The 17,707-nt window shown below is 53.6% G+C and carries 15 protein-coding genes; all 15 read left to right on the forward strand.

The annotated features are described in order from the left end of the window. Positions 1-37: 37 nt before the first annotated feature. The 15 genes from BN3277_RS06870 to BN3277_RS06940 all read left to right on the forward strand — a co-directional run bounded on the left by BN3277_RS06870 (position 38) and on the right by BN3277_RS06940 (position 17,627). Entirely contained in the window at positions 38-427 is a 390-nt protein-coding gene (locus tag BN3277_RS06870; protein ID WP_059041526.1) for a cytochrome-c oxidase, read from the forward strand. A 193-nt stretch (positions 428-620) separates the two neighbouring features. Continuing rightward, positions 621-1,067 carry a MarR family winged helix-turn-helix transcriptional regulator gene (locus BN3277_RS06875; protein WP_059041527.1) on the forward strand — a complete coding sequence of 149 codons (447 nt, stop codon included), beginning with the start codon at positions 621-623 and terminating at the stop codon, positions 1,065-1,067. 204 nt (positions 1,068-1,271) lie between these two features. Continuing rightward, entirely contained in the window at positions 1,272-1,670 is a 399-nt protein-coding gene (locus BN3277_RS06880; protein ID WP_059041528.1) for a DoxX family protein, read from the forward strand. A 53-nt stretch (positions 1,671-1,723) separates the two neighbouring features. Further along, complete coding sequence (locus BN3277_RS06885) at positions 1,724-2,362, forward strand: nitroreductase family protein (protein WP_059041529.1); 639 nt, start codon at positions 1,724-1,726, stop codon at positions 2,360-2,362. Between the two features lie 30 nt (positions 2,363-2,392). Further along, positions 2,393-3,346: a ring-cleaving dioxygenase gene (locus BN3277_RS06890; protein WP_059041530.1), complete on the forward strand. Its 954-nt coding sequence runs from the start codon at positions 2,393-2,395 to the stop codon at positions 3,344-3,346. Further along, entirely contained in the window at positions 3,343-3,972 is a 630-nt protein-coding gene (locus tag BN3277_RS06895) for an alpha/beta hydrolase (protein ID WP_059041531.1), read from the forward strand. The genes BN3277_RS06890 and BN3277_RS06895 overlap by 4 nt, the downstream gene beginning before the upstream one ends. A 185-nt stretch (positions 3,973-4,157) precedes the next feature. After that, entirely contained in the window at positions 4,158-5,699 is a 1,542-nt protein-coding gene (locus BN3277_RS06900) for a response regulator transcription factor (protein ID WP_059041532.1), read from the forward strand. A gap of 45 nt (positions 5,700-5,744) precedes the next feature. After that, a complete protein-coding gene (locus BN3277_RS06905; protein WP_059041533.1) occupies positions 5,745-7,556 on the forward strand; it encodes a sensor histidine kinase in 1,812 nt (603 codons plus the stop codon). 1 nt (position 7,557) lies between these two features. After that, positions 7,558-9,087 (forward strand): response regulator, encoded by a 1,530-nt coding sequence (locus tag BN3277_RS06910; RefSeq protein ID WP_059041534.1) that lies wholly within the window; start codon positions 7,558-7,560, stop codon positions 9,085-9,087. A gap of 130 nt (positions 9,088-9,217) precedes the next feature. Continuing rightward, on the forward strand, positions 9,218-10,924 hold the full coding sequence (locus BN3277_RS06915) for a type 2 periplasmic-binding domain-containing protein (RefSeq protein ID WP_059041535.1): 1,707 nt from the start codon (positions 9,218-9,220) through the stop codon (positions 10,922-10,924). 77 nt (positions 10,925-11,001) lie between these two features. Next, positions 11,002-11,967 carry an ABC transporter permease gene (locus BN3277_RS06920; protein WP_059041536.1) on the forward strand — a complete coding sequence of 322 codons (966 nt, stop codon included), beginning with the start codon at positions 11,002-11,004 and terminating at the stop codon, positions 11,965-11,967. A 2-nt stretch (positions 11,968-11,969) separates the two neighbouring features. Continuing rightward, positions 11,970-12,929: a carbohydrate ABC transporter permease gene (locus BN3277_RS06925; RefSeq protein ID WP_082691353.1), complete on the forward strand. Its 960-nt coding sequence runs from the start codon at positions 11,970-11,972 to the stop codon at positions 12,927-12,929. Further along, the gene (locus tag BN3277_RS06930; RefSeq protein ID WP_059041537.1) at positions 12,929-14,485 is read left to right on the forward strand and encodes a glycoside hydrolase family 43 protein; all 1,557 of its coding nucleotides are present in this window, start codon (positions 12,929-12,931) and stop codon (positions 14,483-14,485) included. Before BN3277_RS06925 ends, BN3277_RS06930 begins: the two co-directional genes overlap by 1 nt. A gap of 32 nt (positions 14,486-14,517) precedes the next feature. Then, a complete protein-coding gene (locus tag BN3277_RS06935; RefSeq protein ID WP_059041538.1) occupies positions 14,518-15,540 on the forward strand; it encodes an endo-1,4-beta-xylanase in 1,023 nt (340 codons plus the stop codon). Positions 15,541-15,542: 2 nt separating this feature from the next. Then, positions 15,543-17,627 carry an alpha-glucuronidase family glycosyl hydrolase gene (locus tag BN3277_RS06940; RefSeq protein WP_059041539.1) on the forward strand — a complete coding sequence of 695 codons (2,085 nt, stop codon included), beginning with the start codon at positions 15,543-15,545 and terminating at the stop codon, positions 17,625-17,627. Positions 17,628-17,707 lie beyond the last annotated feature (80 nt).

Raw genomic sequence — 17,707 nt, forward strand, 5'->3', positions numbered from 1 at the left:
TAAGGATAACTTGTTCCTATTGGAGGGGGCGACGGGTTTGGGGATCACGTATATTAAGGTATCGGTTGTTTATTTTGTTTTCGGTGTTTTGCTTGGCATGTACATGTCCATGCAACATGACTACACCTTAGCGGGCGTGCACGCCCATGTGAATCTGCTCGGATGGGCGTCCTTCGCGCTGGCCGGCGTCATTTATGTGTTGTTTCCGGGGGCCGGGGAGAGCCTGCTGAGCAAAATCCAGTTCTGGACGTACTCCATCGGTCTTCCGCTCATGATGATCAGTTTATCGCTGGTGTTGAACGGCTCCGAGCAACTGGAGCCCTTGGTGGCAGTCGGCGGTACGCTTGTCGTGATCAGTGTGATCGTATTTGCGGTTAATGTGCTGACGAATGTGCGGACCAGTGCGTCAGCTCGCGGCAGAAAGTAGCTATAAATCGAGGTGTAATTTGATAGGGCTATCCGGGGGAGTGATCCGGGTGGCTTTTTTTTGCAGAGACAGGTTGACACCTATCTCGATATCATATATCTTAATATTAAGATAACTCATATTAAGAATAAACCATGACGTTTGAGGTTACGCTATGCTATCATTTTCGGAGAAGACAGGGAGGTGAGCTCCAATGGCGGATCAAACGAAAAACGACGCGCTGCATCTGTTTGTCGTCTTGTCCCGGGCCAGCGAGTGGGTGCACGCGCATAGCGACAGGGGAATTCGGCAATACGGCTTAACCCGAACCGAATTTGGCGTACTGGATCTGCTGTATCACAAAGGCAGACAACCGATTCAGCAAATCGGCAGCAAGGTGTTGATGAGCAGCGGCAACATCACGTATATCGTGGATAAGCTGGAGAAGAAAGGGTACGTGACTCGTCAGGACTGTCGGGAAGACCGGCGGTTGGTCTACGCGGAAATCACCGAGCAAGGACGCCGATTCATCGAAGAGGTGTTCCCGCAGCATACCCGCATCATCGAGGAAGCGGTCAGCGGTCTTTCTCCGGAGGAGAAGGAGATTGCGGCCATGCTGTTGAAGAAGCTTGGAAAATCGGCGCAGGAAGGGTTTAAGTAGCGGCAGGCAACCCCAAGAGTGCGAAGCATCACACGCCAATAGAATGACTTAACGAATTCGATATGCGGTGAGGAAGGGCGTCAGAAGGCGTCTTTTCAGCCCTGATATCTTAATATAGAGATTCATGAAATTAAGAAGTCATAAGGAGTCTTTCATCGAAGTGCAAGTACACGTTCAAAATCAACCCTAAAGGAGTTAATAAAAATGACGATGGCCTTGGCCTTATTAATCATACGTTTGGTGCTGGGATTCACGATGATGGCGCATGGCGCGCAAAAGCTGTTTGGCTGGTTTGGCGGCTACGGCCCCAAAGGAACCGGCGGTTGGATGGAATCGCTGGGCATCAAGCCCGGGGTGTTGATGGCGGTGTTGGCCGGTCTCGCTGAATTTGGCGGCGGCTTGCTGGTGGCGGCAGGTTTGTTTACACCAATTGGCGCGGCGCTGCTGATTCTAACCATGATTGTAGCGATCGCTTCCGTTCATGCCAAGAACGGGTACTGGTCGACGGCAGGCGGATATGAATACAATCTGCTGTTGATCGCCGTTTCGGTGGGTTTGATGTTGTCCGGTGCGGGAGCTTATTCTCTGGATGCCCTGCTCTGAGATCCATTTGATCACGAACTTAACTATTTTTCTAATCTGGAAGGAGTCCAGCCATGCATTCGAATGAACATGATTTTACCACGATCGTTAAATCCCGCCGTTCGGCGAATAAATTTGTCCCCGGTGTGGAAATCCAAGACAAGGAACTGGAAGAAATCTTCAATCTTACGAAATTCGCGCCGTCAGCGTTTAATTTGCAGCATACCCACTATGTCGTGGTGAAGGATCCCGAGTTGAAGGAGCAAGTGTATGAGGCTGCGGCCAAGCAATACAAAGTCCGGACCGCTTCGGCGGTAATCCTGGTACTGGGAAAACGGGATGCCCACAAGGATGCCGAGGCAATGAATGAGGGGCTGTTGAATTTGGGTGTGCTCAGCAAGCAGGAGTACGACCAGCTCGTGTCCGACACGATCGGCTTCTATGAGAGCCGGGGGAAGGCCTTTATGCGGGAGGAAGCGATTCGCAGCGCCAGCCTGTCGGCTATGCAAATGATGCTGATTGCCAAGGACCGCGGCTGGGATACGTGCCCGATGATTGGGTTTGATCCGGAAGCGATGCGCCGGCTGCTGAACGTCCCGGACAATTATGATCCAGTGATGCTGATCGCAATCGGCAAGGAGGACACCTCGAGCTTCCGTCCGCGCGGCTACCGCAAACCTGTTGGCGAATTCGTCAGCTACAACCGTTTCTGAGCCTATCTGCAAAATAAGGAGGAGTTACTCATGGTACATCCAACATCAGGGATTCATCATATCACCGCTTTTGCGACCGATCCGCAGGCGAACGTCGACTTTTACGCAGGGGTGCTGGGACTTAGATTGGTCAAAAAAACGATCAACTTTGACGCGCCGGAAGTATACCATCTGTACTTCGGCGATGAGGACGGGAATCCGGGAACCATCCTGACCTTCTTCCCAACCCCCGGGGCCCGGCGCGGCAAGGTCGGAGCTGGTCAGGTGGGCATCACCACCTTCGCCATTCCGGTCGGCGCTATGGCTTTCTGGCAGGAGCGGCTGCACCAATTTGGTATCTCCACGACGGAGACTCGCCGCTTCGGTGAAACCTATCTGCATTTCCGCGACAAGGATGGACTGCAGCTCGAGCTGGTGGAACGTGCCACCGGTCCGCAGAGCACTTGGTCGTTTGGCGGCGTCCCGGCTGACAAGGCGATTAAAGGTTTTGGCGGCGCAGTGCTCTACAGCGCAGCACCGGAGAAAACCGCTGCGCTGCTCGAAACCGTGCTGGGCTTGCAAAAGCTCGGCACGGAAGGCGACTATGCCCGCTTTAAAGCCGAAGGCGACCTTGGCGATGTCGTTGACGTCAACGTCAAACCGATGGAATACGGCGCGGGCGGGGCGGGGACGGTGCATCATATCGCCTGGAGAGCCCGGGACTTCGCGGAACATGAGGAATGGCGAAGCCGGGTTGCCGAACACGGTTATCGTCCGACACAGATCGTCGACCGGCAGTATTTTCACGCCCTCTATTTCCGGGAGGAAGGCGGTATTCTGTTTGAGATTGCCACGAACCCGCCGGGATTTGCCAATGACGAGTCGCCGGAGCATTTGGGCGAGAAGCTGATGCTTCCGGCATGGTATGAACCGCATCGCGAAGCGATCGAACACCATCTCACCCCGTTTGAAGTCCGGGTGTTGAAGGAGGATCTGCAGGGATGAAGCATATCTTCAAGCCGACTCCGGCAAGGGCCAGCGGCGAAGCGGCGGCACCTACGCTGCTTCTGCTCCACGGCACCGGCGGGACGGAGCGCGATCTGCTGCCGTTGGCGGAGAGAATCTCCCCAACATCGGCGGTGCTAAGCGTTCGAGGCAATGTGCTGGAGAACGGGATGCCCCGGTTCTTCCGGCGGTTAGCGATGGGCGTGTTCGATGAAGCGGATTTGGTGCTGCGCACGAAGGAGTTGCACGATTTTCTGGACGAGGCATCCTCGCAATACGGCTTCGACCGGAGGCAGGTCGTTGCCGTGGGTTACTCGAATGGAGCGAACATCGCGGCGAGCCTGTTGTTCCACCATGCGGGCGCATTAAGCGGGGCTATTCTACACCACCCGATGGTGCCGCGGCGCGGGGTACCGCTGCCGGAGATGACGGAGCTTCCCGTCTTCATAGGAGCGGGACGGAATGATGCGATGTGCAAGCCGGAGGAAACCGAGGAGCTGGAAGGTTTGTTTAGAGGAGCGGGTGCCCAAGTACACGTACATTGGGAGCCGTATGGCCATCAATTGACCGAAACCGAAGTTCTGGCCGCGTCGGAGTGGTTTCAGAACCACCTGCTGAAGGATTAATACCAGGCTAGAGAAAGTAAAAAGGCAGTTCGGAGCAACCCGCTCCGGACTGCCTTTGTTTGTTGGCTAAATTAAGTTACCACGATTGAAGTAAAATGTGCTAGCATAAAATGTGTGCGCTTACATGTTCAGATTAAGCATCTATATATAAAAGGGAAAAAGCTTGTAGAGGAGGAATCGCGGTCATGCTGCAAGTGCTGCTGGTAGATGACGAGCCTTGGGTGCTTGAAGGGCTCCGAACTATGGTCAATTGGGAAAAATACGGCTTCCAAGTCTGCGGCGAAGCGCTGGACGGCCCCGAAGCGCTATTGAAGATGCAGGAGCTTCAGCCGGATCTGGTCGTCACGGATATCCATATGCCGGTCATCAGCGGCTTAGAGCTGATCGAACGGAGCAAACGACTGCTGGTGAAGCCGCCCAAATTCGTGATTCTAAGCGGATACGATGATTTCAACTACGCGCTTACGGCGATGCGGCAGCGAGTAGCCGAATATTTGCTGAAACCGATTGACGAAGAGGGGTTTGAGGCGATTCTCGATCGTCTTGCGTTGACGATTGCGGAGGAGCGAGAATTGGAGCGTTCCTCCTCCCGCAAGCAGTCGTTGTTCAAAAATAACATCCTGAATCGATTGATTCAGGGGGAAGAAGGGGCACAGTTGGAACAGGAAGCCGCCGCGGCGCTTCAGCTCGAAGGGGATCCTGAGCTGTGCTGTTTGCTGATCGATGCTGGTGCTTATCCACCGGATCTGAAGCAGCGGGTGCTGGGGTATTTCCCGCTTAATGCGGATCGTTCATTCCTGGATGGCCTGGGCCGAGTTGGGGTGATCGTTCGGACGGATGAATTGCCGCAGACGCAGCTGGAGGAGATCGGGTTGGCGATGAGCGGCGGGTTATCGGGTCCCGAATCACCGGTTATCGTGGCGATGAGCAGCGCCGGAAAAGGCATTCGCTCGATCCGGGAGCTGTACCAGCAAACGTTGGAAACCGTTAAGGCAAAGCGCGAGCAGGGGAAGATCGGCTTCTTCCTGCCTTGCCATCATCCGCAGCCTATGAAAACGGAAGAGGTGCTCAAGGGGAAATTCGAGCAGCTGCTTGACGCCGTACTGGAAGGGGATGCCGGGACCGCGGAGGCGGCGGTGGAGGAGGTGTTTGGCTCCTCCGCTTGCGGCCTGGCAGGCGTCGAGTCCATTCGGGCGTTTGCCGCCAATATGGAGCTGACGTTATGCCGCAGAATCAAGAAAGCCGGCGGAGACGCTGATGACTTTATGGTCCGTGTGCAGTCGAACGAAGGGGATTCTGGAGGCATGAACGATTACCCATCGTTAAAGCGCTATCTGCATAAGCTGTGCCGGGAGGCTTCGCTGGTGCTGGCCGGTTTGCGGCGGCAGAACGAGAACAATACGATGTTTCGGGTCATTCAGTACGTGGACGAGGAATTCCGCAGCAAACTGAAGCTGCAAACCCTCGCCAAGAAGTTCCATATGAATCCGACCTATCTGGGACAGGTGTTCAAAAAAGAAACCGGCAAAGCCTTCAACGAATACCTAAACGAGAAACGAATCGAGGAGGCCAAACGTCTGCTGAAGCGCACGCCGATGAAAATTTCCGATATCGCGCTGCAGGTGGGTTATCCGAATACGGACTATTTTATCAGCAAATTCAAACAGGCGACCGGGATCCTGCCTTCCGTCTTTAAATCCGAGTTTCTGAATGACGTTTCCAAGTGAGAGGAAGGGCCCAAGCCGGCCGAATAAGCCCGAGGTGGTGCAAGCATGAGAAGATGGAGATTCCGGGGGAAGATTAACGATATTCCGCTGAACACAAAATTTTTGCTGATCTACCTTATTGGCGTGCTGCTGCCGATTCTGGTCATTAACCTGCTGTTCATGGGAAGAATGACTGATTTCATCAAAGAACGTGAAGAGCAGAACCTGGAGATTTCCATGGAACGCGCCCGAAAGGACATTCACGATTTTATCGACGGCGGGGTAGCCGTCAGCCATGCGCTCAACACGGATAAAACACTGTACGAGAATATGGATCGCATGTATGCGGACCCGCTTGATTTCTACGCCACGTTTGACGAACAGCTACGCAACCGGGTCACCAGCTACATTCCGGTCAACAACCAGATTCTACGGATCGGGATTTACACCACCAATCCGACGATCATCCCCGGCGGCAATTATCATATGCTAGATGATGAGGTGAGAGACAGCGATTGGTACCGGATTTGGCAGAACTCGAGCGACCCGGTGGTCGTCGCTGCATATCGCGCTTCGCAAGCTATAAACCCGTCCATAACCGAGCCATATTTCAGCGTAATTGAGAAGATGGATTATTATGATTCCTACAACACGTTCGACAAGGTGCTGCGGATCGACATCGACCTTAGCAAAATCTACGACGTCATTGTTCGGGAGAAGGATTATCTCAACTTATATCTGGTCAACGGAAACGACGAGATCATCGTATCGGCCAACAGCGGGTACCGGCAGGATGCTAGCATGGGTTACCCTAAATTGGAATTGTCCGCAGAGGATACGGAGAAAGGCGTGGAGTCCGTCGCTATTGGCAACGCAAGGTATGTAAAGGGTTGGCGCCTGATTGGCATTCCACAAGGGACAAGAGTGTCAAAGGCGATGCTTGATATGAGGCTGTTTTTCGGAATGATGGCGGCCGCTATCACTTTGTTTACCTCGATTTTTATTTACATCATGCTGAGATCGTATCATTACCGGGTAAAACGGTTGTCCCGCCACATGCAGAAGGTGACAAACGAGAAGTTCGACCTGATCAATATCGATGAGGGTCGCGATGAGATCGGCGGTTTAATTCGCAACTTCAACATGATGACTGCCCGAATCAACGCCCTGATTAACAACGTTTATAAGTTGGAAATTCAGCAGAAGAGCCTCGAGGCTGAGCGGATGCGGGCTGAATTGAATTTTTTGCAGAGCCAAATGAATCCGCATTTCCTGTTTAATACGCTGAACGCCATTCTGGTCGTCTGTACGAAGAATAACTATTCCGACGTGACGGATATCATCAAGAACCTATCGAGACTGCTGCGCCGGTTGCTCCGCTGGAAGGAGGATCTCGTCACGCTCGAGGAAGAGATTCTGTTTATCGACATGTATTTGAAAATTGAAAAATTCCGCTTTCGAGACAAATTTGAATATGTCTTTGACCTCGAACCGGAGGCGCTGCACTATAAAATCCCGAAAATGAGCATCCAACCGCTGGTCGAGAACGCCTGCAAGCACGGAATCCAGGCGGTTCAGAGCACCGGACTTGTTACCGTCAAAGCCCGTGTGGCAGATGGCCGGCTGCGCATCGTCATTTCGGATAACGGCAAAGGCATCGAACCAGAGCAACTGCGGGAAATCCTTCTAGCTGTACGAAGTGAGAGCACCTCCGAGCACAGCATTGGCATCCGCAACGTCTATCGTCGGTTCGAGTTGTACTACAACGATCAGGTTCGCTTCAACATCAACAGCAAGCCAGGGGAAGGAACGGAAGTGTCCTTCGAAATCCCGATTAAACTGCTTGAACACCAGGAAGGAATGATCAGGGAGGAATAATATGAGATTCAAGGTGTTATTGGTGGATGACGAGCCGGCAGCGCTGGAAGGGATGCAGCTATGGATCAACTGGCCGGAGCTTGGCTTCGATATTTGCGGGACCAGCAGCAACGGTGCGGAGGCGCTGGCGAAAATCGGTGAACTGCAGCCCGATCTGGTTGTCACGGACGTGCGGATGCCGGTGATGGACGGACTGGAGATGATCGAGGCTTGGCAGAAGCAGAATGCCGGGCAGGTCAGCTTTGCCATCGTCAGCGGCTACAGCGAGTTTCAATATGCCCAAAAAGCGCTCCGTTTCGGAATCACCCGCTATTTGCTGAAGCCGATCGATGAGGAGATGGCCGCCGAAGAGATCGGGGCGATTTACGAAGAGTTGCTGGAGGAACGTGGGCGTCAACGCATCAACCGGATCGCAACTTACGAAGAAGCGGTCAGTCTGCTCAAGGCATTGCTGATTCAACCGCCGAGTCTTCCCCAGGATGCGAAGCGGATCGCGGAGGTGTCGAGACTCCAGGCAGCATGGAACGTCTGCCTCATTCATCCGAAGAGCAGCAGTTCGGCAGAGGTACGGGAGCTGGCCTCCGCTTATGCTGAGGAGCGGGAAGCGATGTACCTTATCGACCTGGATTTCGGAAACCTTGCCCTGGTGTACGGATTTGACCCCGATCAAGACGGACCGGACGGCCTTGCGCGGATCGGCGATTTGGAGAGCCGGTGCCGCAAGCTCGGCGCCTTTGCAGCTGTCGGAGAAGGAACTGCGGGTCTGCAAGGGATTGCGGAGGTGTACCGTCAGGCCCAAACGGCGATGATGCATCTTTTTTACACGAACGGCCCAGCCGGAATTACGGTTTACCGGGATGTGGCTGCGCTTGCGTTTCACTGCCAGTACGATCAAACAGAGCTGGCGGATCAAATCGTGGGAGCGTTACAGCTGCTGGATAAAGCCGGCTTAGAGGAGGGGTTGTCCAAGGCGGAGGACAATTTCCGGGGGCATTACCTGACGCCGGACATCGTGCGTAAATTTGTGATCCACTTGTCGTACTTGATGGTCGAGCATATGGAGGAGATCCCGGACAAGGCCGCAGAGCTGCAGAGCAAATACGATATCCCCGGGAATGCAACAGCTGTATGTACTTTGCGGGAGCTGATGGATCTCATCCGTTCCTTCGGTACAGAGTGCATCGATCTACTCCTTGAAGATAAAACACTGCGTTCCCAGGGCATTGTCCAAAACATTAACACTTATATCCGGGAGCACTTCCGCGAGCCGTTGACGATTAAAAGGTTGGCGGAGGTCTTTTATCTCCATCCAGTCTATTTAGGCCAGCTGCTGCAGAAGAAGAACGGGATTCATTTTAACGAGATGATCCACAATTTTCGTATTGAAGAAGCCGTGAAGCTTCTTCGGGACAGAGACCTTAACAACGGTGAGGTAGCTGAACGGGTCGGTTATGCAAACTATGGCCAATTCCTTAAGCAATTCGAAAAAAGATTACAAATGTCGCCCAACGAATACAGAAACAGGAACTGAAATTTTGAAGGTTAAAACTTTAATTGTGAACTAGTTGCGGTTTGGTAGCGCTTTTAGAATAAAAGATAAGTTGATGAAAGGGCTTACAATTTAACCCGAGCATCAACAAATCATGACGGAGGTGCTTTACATGGGGGGCAAGACAAAATCAATGCTCCGGCTCAGCGTGATCCTGCTGTTATCGCTTAGCGTCATCCTGGCGGGATGCGGCGGCGGAAACAAAAACGCTACCAAAGCCGAAAACAACACCGGCAATCAGGCGGCAACAACTGAGAACAACGCCGGAGATAAGGTTGAACCGTTCGAAATCACGGCGTTTATCGGCGAAGCCGGTCAGCAGCCGACACCGGACAACAAGATTTACAAGAAAATTAAGGATGAGCTTGGCGCAACCTTCAAATTCGAATTCCTTGCTGGGGACATCAACCAAAAGCTAGGCGTTATGATCGCGGGCTCTGATTATCCCGATATTATGACAGGCAATACGAAATTGACGGCGGCGGGTGCTTATATTCCTCTGGAAGACCTCATCGAAGAACATGCTCCGAATTTGAAGAAGCACTATGAGAAGTACTGGAACATGATGAAAGACCCGAACGACGGCCATATCTATATCTTGCCGAACTACGGGGCTTATAACGGGGAAGTCAGCACGACCTGGTACTCGGGACCGGCCTTCTGGATTCAAAAAGCTGTTCTGGAGGATGCAGGTTATCCGCAAGTGAAGACGCTTGACGAGTATTTTGACCTGATCGCGAAGTACAAGGAAAAGAACCCAACCATCGAAGGCAGTCCAACGATCGGTTTCGAAATTCTGAACTATGACTGGAGAAACTGGGGATTGTTTAACGCTCCTCAGCATCTGATCGGACATCCAAACGACGGCGGCGTCATCGTCAAAGACGGCAAAGCCGAAATCTTTGCAGATAAGGATATTGCGAAGCAATATTATCAGAAGTTGAACGAAGTGAATGCGCAAGGTCTCATCGACAAAGAGACATTTACGCAAAACTATGACCAATATCTTGCGAAAATTTCAAGTGGTACCGTACTCGGGTTTTTTGACCAGCACTGGAACTTCCAAGATGCGGAGAACGTGCTGATCACGGCGAAAAAGCATGAAAGAACCTATGTGGGCTTGCCACTGGTTTACGATACAAGCATTACAGATCACTATCTGGACCGTCCGGCATTGAACCTGAATAACGGCTTTGGGATCAGCGTAAATGCAGGCGAGGAGAAAGCAATCAAGATTCTCAAGTTCTGGGATCGCCTGATCCAGGAAGATTGGCAAAAGATCATGTCCTGGGGGATTGAAGGCGAGGATTACATCGTTAACGAAGAAGGCCGCTTCATGAAAACTCAAGAGCAACGTGACACGTTTACGGATGCGACTTGGAAGCTGGCGAATAAAGCGGATGCGCTGCACAAATTCAGCCCGAAAATGGAAGGTTACTTCAGCGATGGCAATGCTACCGATGCGGCAGCACAACCTGAAGAATACCAAGCAGGGTTGGAAGAGTACGATAAGAACTTCCTGGCAGCCTACGGTTATAACAGCTACGTTGACTTCTTTACGCCGGCACCGGAAAACGAAGTTTCTTACCCGGCATGGTCCGTTGACTTGGTAGAAGGTTCTGAGGCGAAGATTGTGAACACCAAGCAAAATGACCTGTCCACAAAATATCTGCCAAAAGCGATTTTGGCTAGCCCGTCCGAATTCAACAAAGTCTGGGATGAGTACGTCGGAGAAATCGGCAAGCTCAATATCAAGGCCTATGAAGACCGCATCAATGAAGTGCTGAAATGGCGTATTGATAGCTGGACCGTTAAATAAAAGAATCGAAAACACTCGAAGTGGAAGGCGTCCCGCCTTCCACTTCAAAAATCATAGGATTTGTGGGGAGAACAATTATGGATGAGACCTTATTGCAAGAACCCATTGTCCCAAAGGCAAAAAAGCAAAAACGGCAGCGGATTACCTGGTCCATGATTAAAGATCAGAGACAGTTGATTTTCATGTCGGTCCCGTTATTGGCATATATCATCTTATTCGCTTATGTCCCGGTGTGGGGCTGGACGATGGCGTTCCAAAACTATAAACCTGCTAGAAGCTTTGGACAACAAGAATGGGTTGGTTTTAAGCAATTCAAGTTTTTATTTACGGACGACAGCTTTATGCGTGTGCTTCGCAACACGCTGGGCATGAGTATCATCAACCTGATACTGGGATTTGTAACCGCTATCGTTTTGGCTTTGTTGCTGAATGAAATTAAGAAGCTTTTCTGGAAAAGAACCGTGCAAACGATCTCCTATTTACCGCACTTTTTGTCCTGGATCATTGTAACCGGGATCGTTGCGACTTCCCTCGCTTCAGATGGGATCGTCAATGATATCCTGATGCGGCTGCACTTCATCAAAGAGCCGATTCTTTGGCTCAGCGAAGGCAAGTACTTCTGGGGCGTCGTGGGGGCCTCGCATGTGTGGAAAGAGGTTGGCTGGAACACGATCATCTACTTGGCCGCCATGGCTGCCATAGACCCGGCGCTTTACGAAGCTGCGGATATCGATGGGGCCAGCCGCTATCGGAAGATGTTCCACGTCACGCTTCCCGGCATCAAGCCGACGATTGTCATTTTGCTGATCATGTCCATCGGCCATATCCTGGAGGCTGGCTTCGAGGTGCAATACCTGCTTGGTAACGGGTTGGTTGTGGACTGGGCAGAAACGATCGATATCTTCGTGTTGAAATATGGGATTGCCCAAGGTAACTATTCACTAGCTACTGCCGGCGGTATATTCAAAACGGTCGTTAGCGTAACCATGCTGCTCTTCGCGAACTGGATAGCCAAACGACTAGGGGAAGAGAGGCTGTTATAACTATGGCAAACCAATCGGTCACCCCGGAGCGAGTATCTGCTGCTGCGTTGCAAAGCCGGGTCGGAAGAGGAAAGCTGGAGCCGGTTATTTTCAATACGCTGAATACGCTGTTCATGATATTTCTTGTTGTTGTTACGTTGTATCCTTTTCTAAACACGATTGTGGTGTCCTTGAATGCGGGGAACGATACGATTCGAGGCGGGATCTACCTATGGCCAAGACAATTCACGCTCCAGAACTACAAAGCGATCTTCGTATCGGGCACGATTTACGATGCTTTCCTGGTATCCGTGGCGAGAACGGTACTGTCCACGATCCTGAACCTCTTCCTGACGACGATGCTCGCCTATACGCTCAGCCGGCGGGAATACGTGTTCCGTAAGTCGATTACGTTCATCTTTGTGCTTACGATGTATTTTAACGCCGGTTTGATTCCAGGGTATTTTTTGATGAAGGATTTGCATTTGATCAACACTTTTTGGGTTTACGTCATTCCGTCGATGATCAGTGCATTTAACCTGATCGTCATCCGGACGTATATTGGCACGATCCCCGAGAGCTTGGTGGAATCGGCAAGAATTGACGGTGCAGGCGACTTCAAAATTTTCTGGACCATCATCTTTCCGCTATGTAAGCCGGTATTGGCGACGATCGCTTTATTTGTTGCCGTAGGCGCTTGGAACTCGTGGTTTGATGCGTTCTTGTATACATCTTCGAGGCAGGAACTCAGTACCTTGCAATATGAACTCATGAAATTGCTGTCCTCGAGTATGAACGCAAACAGCAATCCGGCCGTCGCGAACGGCGCCGGCATGACTCAGGATTCGGCCGCATCCATGGTCACTCCGTTGTCCATCCGGGCGGCGGTAACGGTGGTCGCCTCTGTTCCGATCCTGCTGGTGTATCCGTTTATGCAGAAGTATTTCGTTGTAGGTCTTAACGTAGGGAGTGTCAAAGAATAATGTTAAAATCCCCAGTCACTTACACGAATCCGATTTTACCCGGATTTTACCCCGACCCGAGCATCACTCGGGCCGGGGATGATTTTTATTTGGTGAACAGTTCGTTTGAGTATTTTCCGGGCGTACCGATCTTCCATAGCCGGGATTTGATCCATTGGGAACAGATTGGACATGTCCTGGACCGTGCAAGCCAGCTGGACCTTCGAGATCGACTTAGCTCGGACGGCATCTATGCGCCAACGATCCGGTATCATGACGGCGTGTTCTATATGATCACAACTGATGTGCGGGGCATCGGCAATTTTTACGTGACGGCAACCGATCCTGCGGGGCCTTGGTCCGATCCGATCCGCATTCCGTATGGTGGCATCGATCCGTCGTTGTTCTTCGACGACGACGGCAAGGTTTACGTGACCGCACAACAGGGCGCCGACTACGATTCCCACGCCATCCAATACGAAATCGACATCGCGACCGGCCAGGCATTAAGCGAACCGGCGGTGATCTGGCGGGGGGACGGCGGACCTTGGACGGAAGGGCCGCATTTGTACAAGATCCGCGGCATGTATTACATCATGACCGCCTCGGGCGGCACTGCTAAGGAGCACCGGGAAATCATCGGTCGCGGGCCCACGCCGTACGGGCCATTTGAGTTGTATCCGGAGCCGATCCTAACCCACCGCAGCATGGAGCATCCGATTCAATATCTCGGCCATGCGGACCTCATCGAAGCGCCAAACGGGGATTGGTGGGCTGTATTTCTTGGCGTGCGACTGGTGGGTTCCGACTATAGCGTGCTGGGCCGGGAAACGTTCCTGGCGCCAGTCGCCTGGAGCGAGGACGGCTGGCCGATGATCGACAATAACGAAGGGCTTGTGCAACTGCAGATGAGCGTGCCGCGGGTGCCGGGGAGTCCCGTGGGGAGTCCGGCGGAGCACGCCGGAGAACCTTCGTTGGCTGAGAAGGAAGAGTTTGAGGGGGGGACGCTTTCCTTGGCTTGGACGTTCCTTCGTAATCCGGCGGAGGACAGCTGGTCGCTGAGCGAACGTCCGGGTTGGTTGGCTTTGCGCGGGCAGGCGGCGGGGTTAAACGATGTGGCTCCGGTGGCTTTTGTGGGTAGAAGGCAGCAGCGGACCACGGCGGAATGGAGCACGTTGCTGCAGTTTAAGGGCATCCGGGACGGGGAAGAGGCCGGTCTGTGTGCCCGCCGCGATGAGGCTGCGCATCACGAAGTGTTTTTAACACGGGAGGACGGCCAGAACAAGGTGGTTGCCCGATTGACGGTTCGCGGGGAGACGCGGATTGCGGTGATCGTGCCGGTATATACGGATCATGTGTATTTTAAAATCCGCTCGGACGAAGAGCGCTATACGCTGTGTTACTCTTTGGACGGCCGGCACTGGACCGAGTTGGCTTCGGAAACAGCACGTTCGTTGTCGCCGGAGGATTACGTCCGGAAGATGTGCTTTACCGGCGTTGTCGTCGGACTGTATGCGTCGGGCAACGGGACGGCCTGCGAGGCGTCGGCTTGCTTCGATTGGTTTGAAATTCTATAAAGCCGTATGAACCGGTGAGGGGGAAATTCATCATGGATTCAACGTTCAGATCAGTGCCGGCATTAAAGCAGCTATTTGCCGCGGACTTCAAAATCGGGGCGGCGGTGAATCCGGCGACGATCCGTTCGCAGGCGTCTTTGCTGGCTTATCACTTTAACAGTATTACGGCCGAAAACGAGATGAAGTTCGTCAGCGTGCATCCGGAAGAACAGGCCTATACGTTTGAGGCTGCGGACCGTTTGGTCGCTTTCGCCCGAGAGCACGGCATGGCTATGCGGGGACATACGTTGGTATGGCATAACCAGACATCAGATTGGCTGTTCCAGGACCGCCAAGGCGGGAGGGTAAGCAAGGAGCTGTTGTTGGAAAGGATGCGGGAGCACATCCATACCGTAGTGGGTCGCTACAAGAACGACATCTACGCCTGGGATGTTGTGAACGAGGTGATCGCGGACGAAGGGGACGCGCTGCTGCGGGCCTCCAAGTGGACGGAGATCGCAGGGCCCGACTTCATCGCCAAAGCGTTTGAATACGCGCATGAGGCGGATCCGCAGGCGCTCTTGTTTTATAACGATTACAACGAGTCAAATCCACTGAAACGCGACAAGATTTATACGCTTGTCCAATCGTTGCTGGAGCAAGGAGTGCCGATTCATGGCATCGGCTTGCAGGCGCACTGGAACCTGTTTGATCCGTCGCTGGACGAGATTCGGGCGGCGATCGAGAAGTATGCGTCGCTTGGGCTGCAACTGCAACTCACGGAGCTGGATGTGTCGATGTTCCGCTTCGAGGACCGGCGAACCGACTTGACCGAGCCGGAGCCGGGCATGCTGGAGCAGCAGGCTGAACGTTATGAAGCTGTGTTCCGGTTGTTACTGGAGTACCGTGACGTAATCAGTGGGGTTACCTTCTGGGGAGCGGCGGACGATTACACCTGGCTGGACGGTTTCCCGGTTCGCGGCCGGAAGAACTGGCCATTTCTGTTCGATACCCAACATCGGCCGAAGGCGGCGTTTGATCGCATTGCGGCATGGGCTGCCGAGAAGCGGCCATGAGCATGAACGAAAGCACGTTATATAAAGCATGGCTTCAATATGGCAGCAAGCCGGCTGGCGAGCCCTTTGCCACCTATCGCCAACTGCTGGGGCAAATCGTCATCTTGGGGGAGCAGGATGAGGTATACGCGACAGCGGTTGGCGAGCTAAAAGCCGGTTTGCAGGCGATGCTGGGAATTCAACCGGTGGTGCTAAACGAGGCTCCGCTTGAAGGCTCCTGCCTGATCCTGCGGACAGCGGGGAAAGCGGTGATTGGGCTGGTGCCCGAACGGCAGGGCTCCGAACCGGCAAGGTGGGACACCGGGCGCGATGCTTTTACGCTGAGGTTGGTTTCGGCGGACGGGACTCTGCGGTTGGAATTGGTGGGCGGATCGACCCGCGGCGTGTTGTACGGTGTTTTTCGCCTGCTGTTTGGAATCGCGCAGGGCTGGGTACCGTCTCGTCTGGCTGCCAGAGAACAACCGGTAAACCAACTGCGGATGATCAATCAGTGGGATAACGCCGACGGTTCGATTGAACGGGGATATGCGGGGGCCTCCATCTTTTACCGGGACGGCGAGATCGTGCAGAACCTGAAGCGCGTCCGGGATTATGCGCGTTTGCTTGCTTCGGTGGGGATCAATGCGATATCGATTAACAACGTAAACGTGCATGAACGGGAGACACGGTGGATCACTGAGGCAGTGCTTCCGGAGGTTGCGCGCGTAGCCGAAGTGTTCCGCGCTTTTGGCATTGGGGTGTTCCTTAGCATTAACTTTGCGGCGCCGTTGTCGCTGGGCGATCTGGAAACGGCCGATCCGTTGGATCCCGGTGTACGCCGATGGTGGACGGAGACGGCGAAGCGGATCTACCGGCAGATCCCGGATTTTGGCGGCTTTGTGGTAAAGGCCGATTCCGAGCATCGCCCAGGTCCGTTCGCCTACGGGCGAGACCATGCGGACGGCGCGAACATGCTGGCCGACGCCTTGGCCCCGCACGGCGGGCTGGTGATCTGGCGCTGCTTTGTCTACAATTGCATGCAGGATTGGCGTGACCGTTCGACGGATCGGGCCCGCGCGGCCTACGATCATTTCAAGCCGCTAGACGGGAATTTCCGCGGCAACGTGCTGCTGCAGATCAAGAACGGGCCGATGGATTTTCAGGTACGGGAGCCGGTTTCCCCGTTATTTGGCGCGATGCCGCACACCAATCAAATGATTGAATTCCAAATTACCCAGGAATACACCGGACAACAACGGCATCTGTGTTATTTGGTCCCGCAGTGGAAGCAGGTGCTGGACTTTGACACACATGCGGCGGACGGCGGGGCCGCGGTGAAGCGTGTAGTGGACGGGACGTTGTTTGGCCTAACATACAGCGGCGTGGCGGCGGTGTCCAACATCGGCGACGACGAGAGCTGGACCGGACATCCGCTGGCGCAGGCCAACCTGTTTGGCTACGGCCGGCTGATCTGGAACCCGGAGCTCTCTGCAGAGGCGATTGCCGAGGAATGGGCCGGTTTGACCTTTAGCAGCGATCCGGAGATTACAGATCCGATCCGCGACATGTTAATGGCCTCCTGGCCGATTTACGAAAGCTATACCGCTCCGTTAGGCGTCGGCTGGATGGTGGTGCCGCATACCCACTACGGCCCTGACGTCGACGGATATGAATACTCACGCTGGGGGACGTATCATTTTGCCGATCGGGACGGAATTGGGGTCGACCGAACGGTAAGCACCGGGACGGGATATACGTCGCAGTATGTTTCGCCGAACCGGGAAAGATATGAATCGCTGGCGCAGTGCCCGGATGAGCTGCTGCTTTTTTTTCACCATGTGCCTTACAGCCATCGGCTGCACTCGGGAAAGACGGTCATCCAGCATATCTATGATTCGCACTTTGCCGGAGCCGAGGCGGCGGCGGAGCTGAAGCAGGCCTGGGGAGCGCCTGCGCTTCAGGATCGAATCGATCCGCTGCGGCACACGGCGGTGGCGAATCGGTTGGCGGAACAGGCGGAGCATGCCAAGCATTGGCGCGACGTGATCAACACGTATTTCTACCGCAAATCCGGGGTGCCGGATGAGCAGGGGAGAACGATTTACTAGAGGGTATTTTAAACGGTAATATAGACGGCAAACCGCGATGGCGGAAACGCTTTAATTTAGTGTAAAATAGGGAGAGGCCC

This window comes from Paenibacillus rubinfantis (assembly GCF_001486505.1).
GTDB lineage: Bacteria > Bacillota > Bacilli > Paenibacillales > Paenibacillaceae > Fontibacillus > Fontibacillus rubinfantis.

Bases quoted from the DNA above. Each gene is read 5' to 3' on its own strand.
- BN3277_RS06875 (WP_059041527.1), top strand. From the start codon at position 621: ATGGCGGATCAAACGAAAAACGACGCGCTGCATCTGTTTGTCGTCTTG.
- BN3277_RS06880 (WP_059041528.1), top strand. From the start codon at position 1,272: ATGACGATGGCCTTGGCCTTATTAATCATACGTTTGGTGCTGGGATTC.
- BN3277_RS06885 (WP_059041529.1), top strand. From the start codon at position 1,724: ATGCATTCGAATGAACATGATTTTACCACGATCGTTAAATCCCGCCGT.
- BN3277_RS06890 (WP_059041530.1), top strand. From the start codon at position 2,393: ATGGTACATCCAACATCAGGGATTCATCATATCACCGCTTTTGCGACC.
- BN3277_RS06895 (WP_059041531.1), top strand. From the start codon at position 3,343: ATGAAGCATATCTTCAAGCCGACTCCGGCAAGGGCCAGCGGCGAAGCG.
- BN3277_RS06900 (WP_059041532.1), top strand. From the start codon at position 4,158: ATGCTGCAAGTGCTGCTGGTAGATGACGAGCCTTGGGTGCTTGAAGGG.
- BN3277_RS06905 (WP_059041533.1), top strand. From the start codon at position 5,745: ATGAGAAGATGGAGATTCCGGGGGAAGATTAACGATATTCCGCTGAAC.
- BN3277_RS06910 (WP_059041534.1), top strand. From the start codon at position 7,558: ATGAGATTCAAGGTGTTATTGGTGGATGACGAGCCGGCAGCGCTGGAA.
- BN3277_RS06915 (WP_059041535.1), top strand. From the start codon at position 9,218: ATGGGGGGCAAGACAAAATCAATGCTCCGGCTCAGCGTGATCCTGCTG.
- BN3277_RS06920 (WP_059041536.1), top strand. From the start codon at position 11,002: ATGGATGAGACCTTATTGCAAGAACCCATTGTCCCAAAGGCAAAAAAG.
- BN3277_RS06925 (WP_082691353.1), top strand. From the start codon at position 11,970: ATGGCAAACCAATCGGTCACCCCGGAGCGAGTATCTGCTGCTGCGTTG.
- BN3277_RS06930 (WP_059041537.1), top strand. From the start codon at position 12,929: ATGTTAAAATCCCCAGTCACTTACACGAATCCGATTTTACCCGGATTT.
- BN3277_RS06935 (WP_059041538.1), top strand. From the start codon at position 14,518: ATGGATTCAACGTTCAGATCAGTGCCGGCATTAAAGCAGCTATTTGCC.
- BN3277_RS06940 (WP_059041539.1), top strand. From the start codon at position 15,543: ATGAACGAAAGCACGTTATATAAAGCATGGCTTCAATATGGCAGCAAG.